Origin of the sequence: Marinomonas pollencensis (assembly GCF_003387375.1) — a bacterium.
Lineage (GTDB): Bacteria > Pseudomonadota > Gammaproteobacteria > Pseudomonadales > Marinomonadaceae > Marinomonas > Marinomonas pollencensis.
This window is the reverse complement of sequence record NZ_QUNG01000005.1, coordinates 1-15,573: the sequence shown is the minus strand read 5'-3', so window position 1 is coordinate 15,573 and position 15,573 is coordinate 1. Positions and strand designations below refer to the sequence as shown.

The following is a 15,573-nucleotide window of genomic DNA, read 5'->3' as shown; positions in this document are numbered from 1 at the left end:
TTATCATGGTGATAAAAAAGGCGCGCTAAATACTATTTAGCGCGCCTTTTTTGTCTTAAAAGCAAAGAATCAAATAACGCCTAATTCAACCAAGCGTTCATGTAAGTAAGTTTTTGCCGTATGGCGCTCAGACAGTACGACTTCTGGTTTTGGGTGTAAGAAGAGCGGCAATGAAATGCGCGATTTGGTTTTGTCCGCCCCTTCTGGGTTTATCACTCGGTGTGATGTCGATGGAAAGTAGCCGCCAGAGGCTTCTTGTAGCATATCGCCAATGTTCACCACCAAGGTGCCAAAGTCGCAAGGCACGTCCATCCAACTGCCATCCTTTGCTTTCACTTGCAAACCAGGCTCATTAGCAGAAGGCAGTACTGTTAATAAGTTTATGTCTTCATGAGCACCGGCGCGAATGGCGCCAAGTTCTTCATCCCCTTTTAGTGGCGGGTAATGTAGAACGCGCAGCAAAGTCTGATCACTGTGATCAACCATGCTTGAAAGCGATTGTGAGTAGTGTTGAGCAATGTCAGCTGGGGTGTGTTTTTCGACCCATGCTAATAGCTCCGCCGCTAAACTGTTTGCTTCTGAGTAGTACTGAGCCAACAAGGCTTTTTTATCTTCTGGGCACTGACCCCAAGGGTAATAATGAAAGTATTCCTTGATGTCTTTTTTAGTGTGTCCTTTGGCCGTTTCCGACACATCCGGTGGAAAGTAGCCGTCCTGAGTGCCTTTGTTGTAACGATAATCGTATTTTTCTTCGCTATCAAAAAAGCCTTGCCATTCTTGGTAAATGGCACTGACTAGGGATTTTTGGATTGGGTGATTCTTCAAAACGCCAAAGCCGGTGTCGTGAAGGGACTTAACAAAATCTTCTTGTGCAGTGGCGCTGGTGTAATCTACGGCTTCTAATTTCATAATACTTTCCTGTTGGCTAAAGGCCATGTCGTTATGCTCGCGACGAGGCGAGCAAAGGCAATATGACAAGTACAACAACGAGGGTTGTTACTTGCTAAGAATAGGATAATGCAACGAAGCAGGGAGTTAAGAAGACCAACCGCTGTGGAAAAAGAGACGTAAGTCGATGGACTCCGCACGGTAGTGACGTTGCCAATCAGCCAAATCCATCGCGCCGCCAAACGCAGCGACATATGTCGGTGTGCTTAACCTGGTAGACGAGGATTGAAAAGACATGGTTGTCATTCCTTAAATGGGTGAATGGTGTGCTGATTAGAGGCCCAAATGAGCGCCTCAAAGTGAATAGTCTACCGTTTGGTCAGGATGTTTTGAAGTGAAAGTGAGATTAATTATGCGTTCTTACTGGGCAAATGCAGAGCATGGCCTATACTGCAAAGGTCGGTATGTCTTTTTTAGCCGATTTTTTCTATGTAAAACAGCCTTGTTCTGAGGTGCTTCAATGACATGAGTTCCCTGCGTTTCCACAACAAAAGAGGGCAAATTAGTATGAATTCATTTTTCGATTCGTTTAAAGATCACTTTCTAATTTCAATGCCACATCTTGATGATCCGCATTTTCAGCACACCGTGGTTTATCTTTGCGAACACACCGAAGATGGTGCGATGGGAATTATCATAAATCGTCCATCGAATATCGATTTTACTGAGCTAGCAGACCATTTAGGCATACAGATTGCCTGTCCATGGCTAACGTCTGAGCCGATTTATAATGGTGGTCCTGTCGAGGCAGAGCGTGGTTTTATTTTGCATACTGCCGACAAATCCTGGAGCAATACATTAAAGATCACCAACGAAGTATCGTTATCGGCGTCGCTCGAATGCTTAGAACATATTTTTGAGGGCAATGGCCCAGAAGCGTTCCGTATTACGCTAGGGTGTGCGGGCTGGGATGCTGGAAAGTTAGAGTCTGAGATTGCGAATAATGATTGGCTGGTATGTGAGGCTGATTTAGACGTATTATTCCATACTCCAAGTGACATGCAATTTACCGCCGCCACTAAGGTGCTGGGAATTGACATGGCAAGACTTTCACCGGATATAGGGCATGGTTGATGACAGTCACACCGTCACAAAGCGATAAATCAAAGCCCAATACTGTTAATACGGTATTGGGCTTTGATTTTGGTACCACTCGAATGGGAGTGGCTATTGGGCAATCTATCACCGGCAGTGCAACGCCGTTAGCGCCACTCAAAGCGAAAGAAGGCATTCCGAATTGGGATCAGATACAAAAACTGGTTGATGAATGGAAGCCCGATGCGTTTGTTGTGGGCTTGCCTCTGGACATGGATGGTTCAGAAAATGAAATGTGTCAACGTGCGCGAAAATTTGCCAAACGCCTTCATGGGCGTTTTAACCGCCCTTATCATATGATGGACGAACGATTATCGTCCTACGAGGCTAAAGGTCAGGTGATTGCACGGGGTGGCCATCGAAACTTTAAAGAAAATTCAGTCGATGGGTTGGCCGCACAAATGATTTTAGAAACCTGGTTTATGGAATCAACCGCATAATCAGCAACGAACTGAGTGTTCATCGTTTATTGATATCAATTCATAGTGGAGTAGAAATGAAGTTAGATTTAGAGCAATCACTCGCGTCGATGAAAACACAACTCACCGCGTATTGTTTGCAAAAGGGCATTACTAACCCGATTGTCGTGGGTATTCACACTGGCGGGGTTTGGGTCGCAGAGCAATTGATGTCGGTGGTCGCAACCGATGCACCATTAGCCACGCTTGATATCACCTTCTATCGTGATGACTTTACCCGAGCTGGACTCAATCCCAAAGTAAATCAAACCTCGCTGCCTAGCATTGAAGATCGTCACGTTATTTTGGTAGATGATGTGTTGATGTCAGGACGAACGATCCGAGCTGCGATGAACGAGATTTTCGACTTTGGTCGACCTGCCAGTATTAGCTTGGCGATTTTGTATGATTTGGGGAAACACGAGCTACCGATTCAGGCAGATGTGATTGGTGAGCGGTTAACACTTAATCCTGACCAAAGGGTTAAGCTGTCTGGGCCGTCACCCCTTACGGTTTCTGTGATTGAAGCTCATTAAAGTGCTTATCTCACTTTATTTTTTAGTCTACTCGTACGACAATTAGCAGATGGATAAGGTGGTTAGCAAACGCGCTTGAAACGCTTGAAATCACAATAGAGTTTTCTCGCGAAGTGAGCGTTTAGCGTCACACATGCCCAGTTACGGACACCTCCTTACTGGGCATTTTCCTATCTTACACAGAGAAAGACGATACTGTCTTTGCAGTTTGAGGAAAGCAAACCATGATGCGATCCGACCCTCGGGCATTACAATTAAATGAACACGGTCAGCTAAAGCACTTTTTAACCTTGGATGGTTTAGATAAAACCATTTTGACAGAAATCTTAGATCGAGCGGAATCCTTCCTCTCGATGGGCGAGCAATCGGTTAAGAAAGTGCCTTTGCTCCGCGGTAAAACCGTTGTTAATCTATTTTTTGAAAACTCCACTCGTACCCGCACCACGTTCGAATTGGCGGCCAAACGCCTATCTGCTGATGTGATCAACCTCAATATTGAAACCTCTGCTACTTCGAAGGGAGAGTCGTTGCTAGACACTCTAAAGAACTTAGAAGCGATGCAGAGTGATATGTTTATTGTGCGTCATTCAGACAGTGGTGCGCCGCATTTTATTGCGGAACATTGTACGCCGAATGTCGCCATTATTAACGCTGGGGATGGTCGTCATGCACACCCAACGCAAGCGATGTTGGATATGCTAACGATTCGCCGTCACAAAGGTACGTTTGATGGCTTGAAAGTCGCCATTGTAGGCGACATATTGCACTCTCGAGTCGCACGTTCTCAGCTTCATGCCTTGACTACTTTGGGGGTCGACGAAGTGCGACTAGTTGGGCCAAAGACCTTGGTGCCAGAATTCTTTACAGAAATGGGCGCGACCATTTGCCATGACCTAGAAGCGGGTTTAAAAGATGTGGATGTCGTTGTCATGTTACGCCTACAAAAAGAGCGTATGAAAGGGGCTTTGCTGCCAAGTGAAGGAGAGTTCTACCGTCTATACGGGTTAACCGAGGAGTCCCTCTCTTGGGCGAAACCCGATGCCATAGTCATGCACCCAGGTCCTATTAATCGCGGTGTGGAAATCTCCTCAGAAGTGGCGGATGGCGAGCGCTCTGTTATTTTGAATCAAGTCACTAATGGTATTGCGGTGCGCATGGCAGTATTGTCCATGGCGATGAGTGGTCAGCTGCAGAGCAGTGAAGTGCAAACGGCAGGGGATGAATAAAATAATGAAATTACGAGTGCAAAATGGTCGTGTGATCGACCCTAGCCAAGCATTAGACCGTGTGACGGATCTGTACATAGAGAATCAAAAAATCGCTGCAATAGGTGAGGCGCCAGCCGGGTTCGAAGAGGCCGAGGTGGTCGATGCTCAAGGGCTTTGGGTGTTGCCAGGCTTAGTGGATTTAGCGGTAGCATTGCGTGAACCGGGTTATACCCAGAAAGGCAGTATTGCCACAGAAGGGCGCGCGGCTGTGTCTGGTGGTGTGACCACATTAGTGTGTCCGCCGGATACTAACCCTATTGTGGATACCCCCGCTGTTGCCGCTTTGATTCAAGACAAGGCTGATGAAGCAGGCATGGCCAATGTGTTTCCGCTGGGCGCCTTGACTCAAGGGTTAAATGGCGCGCATTTGAGTAACATGGTGTCATTAACAGACGCCGGTTGTGTTGCCTTATCAAATCATCGTCGCCCAATGGCCAGCACCAAGGTGCTGTCACGCGCGTTAGAGTACGCAGCAACCCATGATTTACTGGTGGTTTTTCAGCCAGATGAAGGCAGTTTGTCGGAAGGTGGCTGCGCTCATGAAGGGTTGATGTCGACCATGCATGGTTTGGCTGGCATCCCAGAAACGGCAGAAACCGTCGCTCTGATGCGTGATTTGCTGTTGGTTGAAAAAACGGGCGTACGCGCCCATTTTGCTCGCCTGTCCTGTGCTAAATCTGTGGAAATGATCGCCGATGCTAGAGCATCGGGTTTGGATGTGAGCGCCGATGTGGCAGTACACAACTTGTTGTTGAGTGATCAGGTGCTTAACCAATTCAACGGCCACTATCATGTGTTGCCGCCGTTGCGCAGCGAAGGGGATCGTTTAACCCTGATTGAAGGCATCAAAGCAGGGGTGATTAGTGCCATTTGCTCCGATCATCAGCCCCATGAAAAAATGGCAAAAGTTGCGCCTTTTGCGGCGACAGAGCCCGGCATGGCGAATGTGGAAGTGTTGTTACCACTTGCTATGCAGCTAATGGATGAAGGGGATCTGGATCTGGCTACTGTGTTGTCCTGCCTCACCGCCGGGCCAGCTTCTTGCTTTGGCCTAGAAGCGGGAACCCTATCCGTTGGTAGTTTTGCTGACTTTGTGTTGTTTGACAGCACGGCACAGTGGGAATGGACGCTTGAAAACCGCAAGACCAAAGGGCAAAACTCCCCTTATTTAGACGACCATTTCACCGGCCGGGTTATGGCGACCTTTATTTCAGGGCAACGGGTTTACCAACTGGTGTAATACGACCTTATCTGCGAATTAATAGGACAAAGCGTAAATCCCTTTAAGGCTTTGTCCTATTTGCCTATTTAGCCTTTACTTTTGTAATTGACTGGTTAATCTGATAATCAAGTCTTCCTAATTTTGGTTCATTTACATGGCGTTTGATGCTTTACCGCTTGATATTCAAGAATTACAAACTCGACTTCTCCAAACGGAAAAAGAACGAGAGTTATTGGCGCGCCAGAACGCTGAGATGGCTCAGCACTTGCGTTCTATTGCAGAAGGGAAATCTATTTCCTTCTTTTGGGATCAAGTACTGGACGATTGCAAGCGCGATTTACCGAATGCGTATGTAACCTTGTTGGCGCAAGCGGAACAAGACCAAGAATGGCACCTAGTACGTCATGATGACACCAATATTCAATTACTAACGCCCAACAGCAGTGAGATGACACTGCCGCCTGCGGTGCAGACCTTCACGCAAAGTCCGTCTTGCTCCATGCGTCATGAGGCAAATATTCACCAGTCTGCTGATTGGTCAATGTGGCATGCTTTTTTATCTGCGAATCACTTCAGCGATGTGGTCTTGGTTAATATCAATGAACCATACGATGGGGCCTATTTGATGTTGCTATTTGGGCGCGGCATCGCGTCTCTTGATGCTGCAACGACGCAGTGTTTGACAAGGTGTACGCACTTGATAGAAGCGGCTGCACTGCGCGAGCAGGCGGACCGTCTGCTGTTAGAAGCAAGTCACTTTGACCCACAAACAGGCTTGTTGAGAGCGTTTAGCTTCCAACATAATTTCTCCATCGTGCTAAAAGACTCGCGTCGTCACTTTATGCGTGTGGCATTGATTTCGCTTAAATTGCGTAGCGCCGTAGGTTCGAATGATGATGCGCTACTAAAAGACGTTGCGGCCAAGATACAAACCGCCATTCGTGATAACGACCTAGTGGCGTATTACGGGGAAGGTGAGTTTGTCATGGGGGTTTGTATTCGTCATATGCAGGATGCAGAAGTCATCGCGAGCAAGTTGATTGATGTTCTAACCGCTTCCAGCGAAACGCCTAACCGTCTTACCAAAGAGGGAGTTCGCATAGGTATCGCCTATTACCCAGAGCACTCGACGTTAGACGATCTATATCGTGCGTCCGGATATGCAACTAATTCTGTCGCAGAGCGGTCAGGTTATCGGATAGAGTTTCATGGTGCTCTTTATACCAGCAGCGCAGAGTTCTATACCTTTTAGTCGGTTATTTACAAACTAATAAGAGTGGTATAATTTCTCGCGGCTTTTTACTGTCTGGTGAAAAGTCTTTGGACGACCATTCCCGTTATCGATAACAAAGGAGCGTCAGCTGCTATGAGCATAGAAGCCAAGCTATCTCACGTTAATCAGCAAATTACCGACTTGAGTCACCGTCATCAGCGCCCTGATAACAGCGTGCGTTTGCTTGCGGTGAGCAAAACTAAACCGTTGCAAGCATTGCAAGAGGCTTATCAAGCTGGGCAGCGTTTATTTGGTGAGAACTATGTGCAAGAGGCGGTCGACAAACGCCAAGCATTGGCGCATTTAGAGGATATCGAGTGGCATTTTATTGGCCCCATTCAGTCTAATAAGTCACGTTTAATTGCCCAGAATATGGATTGGGTGCACACCATAGACCGCGAAAAAATTGCACGGCGTTTAAACGAGCAACGCCCCGACGATATGCCGCCATTGAATGTTTGCATTCAGGTAAATATCAGTGGTGAACACAGTAAGTCGGGCATTCGATTGGACGAAGTGCCAGCGATGGTGAGAGTGATTCAGTCACTTAAACAGTTGCGTTTGCGTGGCTTAATGGCCATCCCTGCGCCACAAGAAAGCGAACAAGCACAAAAAGAGGTTTATGCCCCTTTGCATCAAACCTTCCTTGAATTAGCAGCGACTGATAGCATGATAGACACATTGTCGATTGGTATGTCTGGCGACTTATCTGCAGCGATTGCCTCTGGCAGTACCATGGTTCGTGTTGGTACGGCTATTTTTGGCGCTCGCGACTATGCGACAGCATAATTTGAGTATGAATTACGTTATTTTACACTGAGGTCGGTGCGCTTGCGTAACTGGTTCTGTAATCATTAATTAGGATATGAAATGAAACCAAGTATTGCCTTTATTGGCGTTGGGAATATGGCGAGTGCCATTATTGGCGGTATGATCGAAGCTGGCTATCCAGCGGCTAAGATCATGGGAACATCACGCACTGCAGAGAAACGAGCCGCTTACAGCGCCATGTATGGTATCGAAATGTTGGACAATAATAACGCGGCATTGGACCAGGCCGATGCGGTTGTTTTATGTGTAAAACCCGCTCAAATTCAAGGGGTTATTGAAGACTTTTCTGACCATATACGCGCCGACCAAATCTTCCTTTCTGTGGCAGCAGGGGTGGAGTTAGCCGCGCTTGAAAAATGGCTAAATCAACCTGTTGCCGTGGTCCGTAGTATGCCAAATACACCATCACAAGTGGGTTCAGGTATGTCTGGTTTGATCGCAAACGCGCGTACCAGTGATGAACAAAAAGCATGGGTTTCGAGTGTCTTTGCCAGTATCGGAGACTCGGTTTGGGTCGATGATGAAGCGCATATGCACACAGTAACTGCGTTGTCTGGCAGTGCACCAGCTTACTTTTTCCGTTTCTTAGAGGCGATGATTAAAAGTGGCCAAGAACAGGGATTAAACGAAGAGGCATGTCGTCGTTTGGCGTCTTATACCATGTTAGGCGCGGCTAAGATGGTCACGGAATTGGACACGCCAATCAGTCAGTTACGCAAAAACATTACCTCACCAAATGGCACAACGGAACAAGCCTTGTTGTCATTTGAAGACGCTAATATTGATAAAGTAGTGGACGATGCGATGACTGCGTGCGCCAATCGTTCGAAACAGCTTGCTAGCCAGTTCTCTGGCCAATAGATTAACAAGGAACTTTTCCATGACGTCCGATCCATTTGTGTTCTTGATCAAAACCATTGCCAACTTGTATTTGTTTATCGTCTTACTGCGTTTGGTATTGCAGTTTAGTCGAGCGGATTTTTACAACCCGATTAGCCAAGGTATAGTAAAGGCAACGAGTCCTTTGTTGTTGCCTTTACGTAAGGTTATTCCGCCTATTGGCCGCTTAGATACGTCATGCCTGGTGTTAGCATTGGCAGTACAATTATTAACGACGACACTGATTTTCATGATGGCAGGGTTTAGTGCGACACCGGCTCATTATGCGATATTCACGGTAGTCGGCACCTTATACCATCTATTGGATTTGTACTTCTGGGCGTTGCTAATCTCGGTGATTTTGAGTTGGGTCGCGCCGGGAGCTACTCACCCTGGCGCAATGTTGGTAGGGCAGATTACCGCGCCCTTATATAAAGCCTGTCATCGTGTTATTCCGACTTTAGGTGGGCTGGATTTATCGCCTATTTTTCTCTTTTTGGCGATTTCATTGGTGAAGCAATTTTTAGCACCATATGCAATATAACAAAACTCAATTAGCTGTATACATATTGCGCATGTTAGTAATGTGATCAGTGAATTGAGAAAGGGGGCGTATTCCTATATGATGCGACCCCTCAATGGGAATACAAAGTGGACAGTAAATAATCAGCTTGCCGAGTTATTCTCTCTTTAATAATTGTTTGGATGAAAGCTATGAGTACGATTGCGGTTTATCCGGGTACCTTTGACCCCATTACCAATGGCCATACTGATTTGGTTGAACGTGCGTCAAAACTGTTTAAACAGGTTATCGTGGCTGTAGCGGCGAGCCCTAAAAAGAAGCCTGCTCTTTCACACGAAGTGCGTATTGCTTTGGCAAAAAAAGTATTAGGGCATTTGCCTAATGTGGAAGTGGTTGGGTTTGATAATTTGCTCACTGAATTTACCCGTTCAGTTAACGGGCAGGTTGTGGTTCGTGGGCTGCGTGCTGTTTCAGATTTTGAATACGAGTTCCAACTGGCCAATATGAACCGTGCGATTGCGCCAGACGTAGAAAGCATCTTCCTGACGCCTTCTGAAAAGCATTCCTATATTTCGTCTACCTTGGTACGAGAAATAGCGTCTTTAGAAGGTGACTTTGGTCAGTTTGTGAACCCTGAAGTGGCAAGTGTTCTAAGAGAGCACTATAACGCGTTAAAACGAAATTAAGTTATTTGGATCTAGCAAGGTTGCGCTTGCTGATCGTTAGGAGTGAGTGATGTCTCTAATCATTACCGATGAATGTATTAACTGTGATGTTTGTGAGCCGGAATGTCCGAATGAGGCCATTTCTCAAGGCGAAGAGATTTATGTGATCGAGCCATCTAAATGTACTGAATGTATTGGTCATTATGATGAGCCGCAGTGTCAACAGGTTTGCCCTGTGGATTGCATTCCATTAGACCCAAATCACAAAGAAACAGAAGAGCAATTGATGGAAAAATACCTAGTATTGACCGGTCAGTTGTAATTCCCATAGCCGTTAAAAAAAGCGAGGCATTTGCCTCGTTTTTTTTGCTTATTAGCAGGGCTTAAAAAATCCCTGAATGACGGCTTGGCTGGGCAGCACTTGTTTGTCCCCTACCAGCAAGATCAACGAACGCACTGAGACCTTCTCCGTTGGCTCGGGGTGAGTAACTATGTCCCCATCGGGGTTCTCAAACCCTAAGGCAGTTCCTATGTTATTTTGGATCAGCTTAGTGACAATATCCGCCCAAGAGAACCCTTCCAATTGGATCGTGACACGGATCGTGTGGTCGCCCTCATAACGAAACAAATTCTCTAATACTTGTTCTGTCCCTGGCGCGATCAGTGAGCGCACTAGCATCTCTGGATAAGCGCGTACTGGGCGAATGACCGCATTGGCGCCAACGGCTTTGAAACGCCCTCTGTTGCTGTCATCGATGGCTTCTGCGAGAACAAAGGCCGAGGAATTCAGCGCTTGGATTCTATGCAGCGTATCAAACAACACACTGTCGAAGTGTGGCGCCTGATAATCTGGGCAAAGGAGAATAATGTATTTGGCTTTATCCGCTCCAGCAGACAACAGCATACCGTTTGTGGTCGCATCGCCGGTCTGGTGAACGACACCTAAAGAACGCAGCTTTAATGGCAAACCTTCTGGAAAGTCAGGGGTGAGAATTTGAATCGGAATATCGGCTAACTCAGGTGTGTTAGTCACCTGTGTTATGAGTAAATCAAGGTACCTTTCGGCATCGTATTTTGGCGTATTAATGATGAGTAAGTGATCTTGCATAGCATTCCACTCCATGCGGCCTTTAATGCGCATTTCTTTGCGTGTTATCCGCAGTTCAATGTAATCACTGGCTATTTGGGCTAACAGAGTAATGCCCATGCAGTAGATGAGTACGATGGTGGACAGTTGTCCCCAAAAGGTAGCGGCAGATATGTCGCCATAGCCCGTGGTGCTGGTGGAGGTCATGGTCAGCCAAAACGCTTGCCACCAGTTCAGGTCTTCAAAGAACACCATCGCGACAGAATGCATACCAATAACAAGTAACAGCAACAAGAAGCGCTTTTTTAAGTCTTGTTTATCGTGAAGATAAACCTCGCTACGATACCGATAACGGTTATTTTTTTTATTGCGTCTTAAAAGTATGCCAAGCGAATTCATCTTGTCCCTGCTTTATTATTGGTCGCCATTCGGCATTTTATAGCCAAGCTGACGCCATGATTCATAGACCATAACGGCAACCGTATTAGACAGATTTAAGCTGCGTGAATTAGCCTGCATAGGTAAGCGCAAGCGCTGCTCTTTAGGCAGTGCTTCAATAAACTCCGCAGGTAAGCCTCGAGTTTCTGGACCAAATACGAGAACATCGTTCTCTTTGAACTCAGCCTCACTGTGAGGGCGGCTACCTTTGGTGGTGAGTGCGTACACTGTGCCGATATCATTCTGTTCCACAAATGCCTGAAAATCAGGGTAGCGTTTCAGATTAGCGAACTCATGGTAATCCAGCCCTGCGCGGCGCAGCTTCTTGTCTTCTAAATCGAAACCTAATGGTTCGATCAAATGAAGCTGGTAGCCAGTGTTGGCACAAAGGCGAATGACGTTACCTGTATTAGGTGGAATCTCTGGTTGGTATAAAACAATATGAAGCATTTATTATCTCCTTGATATCAGGAGATAATAACAGACCTCAGCGCTTTTCTAAGTTTTTGTTAAAAAAATTAAAAAAACTATTGACGAACAAAGTGACTCCTCTATAATACGCCGCACTTGCCCAGATAGCTCAGTCGGTAGAGCAGAGGATTGAAAATCCTCGTGTCGGCGGTTCGATTCCGTCTCTGGGCACCATGATTAAAAAGAAAGGCCATCTATTAGTAGGTGGCCTTTTTTTTGGCAAAAATGGTTTATTCCCAAAAAACCATGAATTCTTGATTTGCCCAGATAGCTCAGTCGGTAGAGCAGAGGATTGAAAATCCTCGTGTCGGCGGTTCGATTCCGTCTCTGGGCACCATCCTCAGTATTTTGTTAACTTCTTACTACCTAAAGCTCTCAGACCTCTTTTTTGATGGCTCACCGTTGTCTCTCAAGCTTTGTGTCGCCGTTTTAAGTCAAATTCCACATTCTTATTGAACATACCCATATTCCCTTGTGAACGCAGCTCAGAAGCTTTGGCTAACGAAATAAGTGGTTTATTTGGTGTTGTGGTATTTCCATTTCCGCAATTCATGTTGAAGTCGTGTGTGAAAGTGTACTCGGGCATTGATTGAATCAGAAGATAGATGAGTCAGTTATTGTGTTTAGCGATCGGATAAACCGCCTAGAGAAAAGACAAAGCCGTTAAGCATCTGGATAGATAAAGGAGTGTGACCTTCGACGCAAACCGCGACGCGACGGTGATGTGCGCCTGTGTAGTTTTGATCGCTCCAGTGTAGGATTTGCCAACACTGGAGCGATCAGATGGCCAGAAAAAGAAGACAATAAAAATGTTTTCAAATGGTGACAATTCAAGACAAATAAAACATAGTAAAATAATTTTCAGTATAGCTATAGGGAAATAAGGGATATGAAGCGAGATATGGATTTGGCTAGGAAAATCTTACTAGCCGTCGAAGAAAAGGATGATCATGTCATTCCTTTCGTACCAGCCATAGAAAATTACGATAAAAAACAGATTAATTATCATATTCAGTTACTAGATCAAGCAGGCCTTGTAGAAAGCAAAAGTTCTTCTACTCTCGCGGATGGTACTAAGTGGTCTATAAAAAGTTTAACTTTCTCAGGGCATGATTTTTTAGATGCTTCTAGGAACGACACTATCTGGAGCAAAGCCAAAGAATCCATCAAATCCAAAGGTCTCTCACTGACTCTTGATCTCCTAAAGATGGCATTAAATGATGCTGCTATGTCGCAGTTTAAAGGATAGTTTTTTATTATGAAGTTAATAAGTTTTAAAGCATCTAAGGTTCATGGATATTTAGATTTTGATGTCTCATTTAGAGATGATGTAAATTTTTTTGCTGGATTAAATGGTAGTGGAAAAACAACAGTCTTAAAATTGATTGTTTCCATGATATCCCCAGATATTAAAGAAATAAGGTCTATAGGTTTTGAAAGTGCAACCATTATTCTGGAGGAAAAGAATAAAAAAATATCAATTGCATATAAAAAAGATAAAGATAAAAAAACAATTTGTCTTTATCTTGATATAGATGGCGAATTTTTCTCTTGTCTCTTGAATGAGAGTGATAAAATTAGACTTGAACATAATGAAATGGAATTTGCTGATGAATCTAATGAAAGTGCAAGTTCTGTTATTAGTAAAATACGTAAAATAACATCCCCCATGTTTCTAAGTCTTGATCGTCGATTTATAAAAACATCTCAAGAGAAAAATAAAGAAGATTGGTGGTCAAGCGCTTTTAATTCGGCATCATCTAGAGAAAGAGATAGATTTCAAAGAAAAACTGGTGACACTAGTATAGATGAGGTCTTAAAACTCGTATCTGAAGAGTTTAGAGTAGCAAGGGTGCGTCAGTCTAGAGCAGAAAATACATTAAGAGATAAAATAATACTTGATTCATTGTCTTTTACTGATGCAAGTGAAAGTGCTCAACTTCCGAATGTTGATGCTTTAGCTTTGTTAAAGAAAAAACAATCAACAATTATAGATACGTTAAAAAACTTAGAATTATCTATAGATGGGTTTGAAACAAAGTTTAATGATTTTTTTACAAAATTTGAAAACTTAGCAAAAGCAATGGACAAAGAGTTTAAAGGAAACTCTAAATTAACGCCTGAACAGCAGGAAGATATGGTTGCTTGGTTTGTTAATCAGAATCAATTAAATAGAATTAATAGAATTTTTGAGTTGGTCGAAGAATATCAATATTCAAAAACAACATTTTATAGAAAGCTAGATAAGCTAACAAATATTATTAATAAATTTCTTTCTGAGACAGAGAAAAAAATAAACATTGATCAATTTGGAGATATAAGTGTATACATAAACAATAATAAAAAAAACTTGTCAATTTTATCTTCTGGCGAGCGGCAAATATTAATAATGTTTACACACCTTATTTTAGATAAAACATTGAGGAGCGGAATTTTTATAGTCGATGAGCCTGAGTTGTCTTTGCATATTTCTTGGCAAGATATGTACGTTTCAGCAGTTCAAGAAGCAAACTCAGGCTTGCAACTAATATTAGCAACACATTCTCCTGCAATTATTGGAGGGCGAAATCACATGTACGTTCCACTTGATGGAGAGCGTAAATGAAGATGTATCAGCTTCCTGTATGGTCAGAACCAGCATTAGACAGTATAGGCCTTCATTATAGAAAGTTGCAGGACATTGAGATTTATGTAGAAGATTTAGGGTCTGAAGCGTTCTATACAAAACTTTTTTCCAGAGTTGTAAATGATGAAGTAAGAATAAAAAAAATAATTCCATTAGGTGGGCGAAGTAAAGTTGTGAATAAGTGTAAGGAATATAGTGAAGAGTTCCCCGCATTATTCGTGATTGATGGTGATTTAGATCTGTTGCTTGGAGAAAGAGAAGCTCCACATAATGGATTGTTTCAACATAGGTTATATTGCATAGAAAATTATTTGTTTTGTGAGGATGCAAGTGCTGAGTTATTACAAGACTCACTTGGTAATATTTTAAAAGAAGATGCTTATGCTCAATTAGAGTGGTTGGATTTCAAAAGGCAATTAGAACGTGATTTGCTAGAATTGTTTAAAATTTATGCTGTTTCTTGGAAGGTTTTACCTAATATTACTACTGTTTCTAATAGTTATCATGAACTCTGTAAAAAAATCAGTAATCGTAGGGGCAGTGTGCCTTGCGAAAATAAAGTTTCGGATCTCATTCTTGAGATAAAAAACCAGATTATCGAAGCCATTGGTGAAGACGGTTTTGATGAAATTTATAGTAAGGTATCTGAATCTATTGAGGGGTTAGGGGATCCTCTATATGCAGTATCAGGAAAAGACTATCTTCTAAAAGCGCTAAGGGATTACTTGGGTTACAAAGGTGCTAATTATCCTCATAATGACGGGTTCAAGTTTAAGTTAGCCAGATATTGTAATTTAGAACCATTGAGTGAGTTGGGTGATGCTATAAGAAAAATAGTTGATGAAGGTGGATATATTCAAGAGATTTCCTGATTTTCCCTTTTGATTATACCCCCTCTTTTTAAAGAGGGGGAGGTTTTATTTTTTATTATTCTCTAAAATTGCATGATATTTAGGTGCCGATTTAAATTATTATCCCCCATAAGTTTCTGTGATAGGCGTTTATGGTTTTTCGGCTTTAAAAGTCACTCAATATTCGAACAGGACGCTTTGACAAAGCTATTGCCAAGCCCTTGTGGATATTTAGGGTCAGATGAAAATTATCACCCTCTCAAATTTCGATACTGTTCTAGCTTTAGTTTTGACTGCCGCTTTTCTTGTAAGCGTCGGCTAACCCCCACATAGAAATCTCCACCAAACACCATAAAGTCTCTTGCTCTCTCTGAATTGGAACGAAAGACTTATGTTTACCGC

At 43.7% G+C, this 15,573-nt stretch carries 18 protein-coding genes and 2 tRNA genes; 16 read left to right on the top strand and 4 right to left on the bottom strand.

What is annotated here, in order from left to right:
* Positions 1–69: 69 nt before the first annotated feature.
* Complete coding sequence (locus DFP81_RS08485) at positions 70–909, bottom strand: 2OG-Fe(II) oxygenase family protein (RefSeq protein ID WP_115897351.1); 840 nt, start codon at positions 907–909, stop codon at positions 70–72.
* A gap of 126 nt (positions 910–1,035) precedes the next feature.
* Positions 1,036–1,185: a hypothetical protein gene (locus DFP81_RS18215; protein WP_181903061.1), complete on the bottom strand. Its 150-nt coding sequence runs from the start codon at positions 1,183–1,185 to the stop codon at positions 1,036–1,038.
* A gap of 270 nt (positions 1,186–1,455) precedes the next feature.
* Between DFP81_RS18215 and DFP81_RS08480 the strand changes: the two genes are divergently transcribed.
* From DFP81_RS08480 to DFP81_RS08430, 11 genes are all read left to right on the top strand, one after another.
* Positions 1,456–2,022, top strand: coding sequence for a YqgE/AlgH family protein (locus DFP81_RS08480; RefSeq protein WP_115897350.1), 567 nt, complete (start codon positions 1,456–1,458; stop codon positions 2,020–2,022).
* Positions 2,022–2,483: a Holliday junction resolvase RuvX gene (gene ruvX, locus DFP81_RS08475; protein WP_115897349.1), complete on the top strand. Its 462-nt coding sequence runs from the start codon at positions 2,022–2,024 to the stop codon at positions 2,481–2,483. The genes DFP81_RS08480 and ruvX overlap by 1 nt, the downstream gene beginning before the upstream one ends.
* Before the next feature lie 56 nt (positions 2,484–2,539).
* Positions 2,540–3,037, top strand: a complete 498-nt coding sequence (pyrR, locus tag DFP81_RS08470; protein ID WP_115897348.1) for a bifunctional pyr operon transcriptional regulator/uracil phosphoribosyltransferase PyrR — start codon at positions 2,540–2,542, stop codon at positions 3,035–3,037.
* A gap of 224 nt (positions 3,038–3,261) precedes the next feature.
* On the top strand, positions 3,262–4,263 hold the full coding sequence (locus tag DFP81_RS08465; RefSeq protein ID WP_115897347.1) for an aspartate carbamoyltransferase catalytic subunit: 1,002 nt from the start codon (positions 3,262–3,264) through the stop codon (positions 4,261–4,263).
* 4 nt (positions 4,264–4,267) lie between these two features.
* Complete coding sequence (locus DFP81_RS08460; protein ID WP_115897346.1) at positions 4,268–5,545, top strand: dihydroorotase; 1,278 nt, start codon at positions 4,268–4,270, stop codon at positions 5,543–5,545.
* A 136-nt stretch (positions 5,546–5,681) separates the two neighbouring features.
* Positions 5,682–6,779 (top strand): GGDEF domain-containing protein, encoded by a 1,098-nt coding sequence (locus tag DFP81_RS08455; RefSeq protein WP_115897345.1) that lies wholly within the window; start codon positions 5,682–5,684, stop codon positions 6,777–6,779.
* 114 nt (positions 6,780–6,893) lie between these two features.
* A complete protein-coding gene (locus DFP81_RS08450; protein WP_115897344.1) occupies positions 6,894–7,589 on the top strand; it encodes a YggS family pyridoxal phosphate-dependent enzyme in 696 nt (231 codons plus the stop codon).
* Between the two features lie 81 nt (positions 7,590–7,670).
* The gene (gene proC / locus DFP81_RS08445) at positions 7,671–8,492 is read left to right on the top strand and encodes a pyrroline-5-carboxylate reductase (protein ID WP_115897343.1); all 822 of its coding nucleotides are present in this window, start codon (positions 7,671–7,673) and stop codon (positions 8,490–8,492) included.
* 19 nt (positions 8,493–8,511) lie between these two features.
* Positions 8,512–9,054 (top strand): YggT family protein, encoded by a 543-nt coding sequence (locus tag DFP81_RS08440; RefSeq protein WP_115897342.1) that lies wholly within the window; start codon positions 8,512–8,514, stop codon positions 9,052–9,054.
* Between the two features lie 170 nt (positions 9,055–9,224).
* Positions 9,225–9,719, top strand: coding sequence for a pantetheine-phosphate adenylyltransferase (gene coaD, locus DFP81_RS08435; RefSeq protein WP_115897341.1), 495 nt, complete (start codon positions 9,225–9,227; stop codon positions 9,717–9,719).
* A 49-nt stretch (positions 9,720–9,768) separates the two neighbouring features.
* Positions 9,769–10,020, top strand: a complete 252-nt coding sequence (locus tag DFP81_RS08430; RefSeq protein WP_115897340.1) for a YfhL family 4Fe-4S dicluster ferredoxin — start codon at positions 9,769–9,771, stop codon at positions 10,018–10,020.
* A 51-nt stretch (positions 10,021–10,071) separates the two neighbouring features.
* Here the strand turns inward: DFP81_RS08430 and DFP81_RS08425 are convergent, their stop codons facing one another.
* Both DFP81_RS08425 and trmL read right to left on the bottom strand, forming a co-directional pair.
* A complete protein-coding gene (locus DFP81_RS08425; RefSeq protein WP_115897339.1) occupies positions 10,072–11,184 on the bottom strand; it encodes a potassium channel family protein in 1,113 nt (370 codons plus the stop codon).
* Positions 11,185–11,199: 15 nt separating this feature from the next.
* Complete coding sequence (gene trmL / locus DFP81_RS08420; RefSeq protein ID WP_115897338.1) at positions 11,200–11,673, bottom strand: tRNA (uridine(34)/cytosine(34)/5-carboxymethylaminomethyluridine(34)-2'-O)-methyltransferase TrmL; 474 nt, start codon at positions 11,671–11,673, stop codon at positions 11,200–11,202.
* A 119-nt stretch (positions 11,674–11,792) separates the two neighbouring features.
* Between trmL and DFP81_RS08415 the strand changes: the two genes are divergently transcribed.
* From DFP81_RS08415 to DFP81_RS08395, 5 genes are all read left to right on the top strand, one after another.
* A tRNA-Phe gene (locus DFP81_RS08415) sits at positions 11,793–11,868 on the top strand.
* Positions 11,869–11,955: 87 nt separating this feature from the next.
* Positions 11,956–12,031, top strand: a tRNA-Phe gene (locus DFP81_RS08410).
* 552 nt (positions 12,032–12,583) lie between these two features.
* On the top strand, positions 12,584–12,943 hold the full coding sequence (locus tag DFP81_RS08405) for a DUF2513 domain-containing protein (protein ID WP_115897337.1): 360 nt from the start codon (positions 12,584–12,586) through the stop codon (positions 12,941–12,943).
* A 9-nt stretch (positions 12,944–12,952) separates the two neighbouring features.
* Positions 12,953–14,299, top strand: coding sequence for an AAA family ATPase (locus DFP81_RS08400; protein ID WP_115897336.1), 1,347 nt, complete (start codon positions 12,953–12,955; stop codon positions 14,297–14,299).
* Positions 14,296–15,192 (top strand): DUF4435 domain-containing protein, encoded by an 897-nt coding sequence (locus tag DFP81_RS08395; protein WP_220342889.1) that lies wholly within the window; start codon positions 14,296–14,298, stop codon positions 15,190–15,192. Before DFP81_RS08400 ends, DFP81_RS08395 begins: the two co-directional genes overlap by 4 nt.
* Positions 15,193–15,573: the final 381 nt, after the last annotated feature.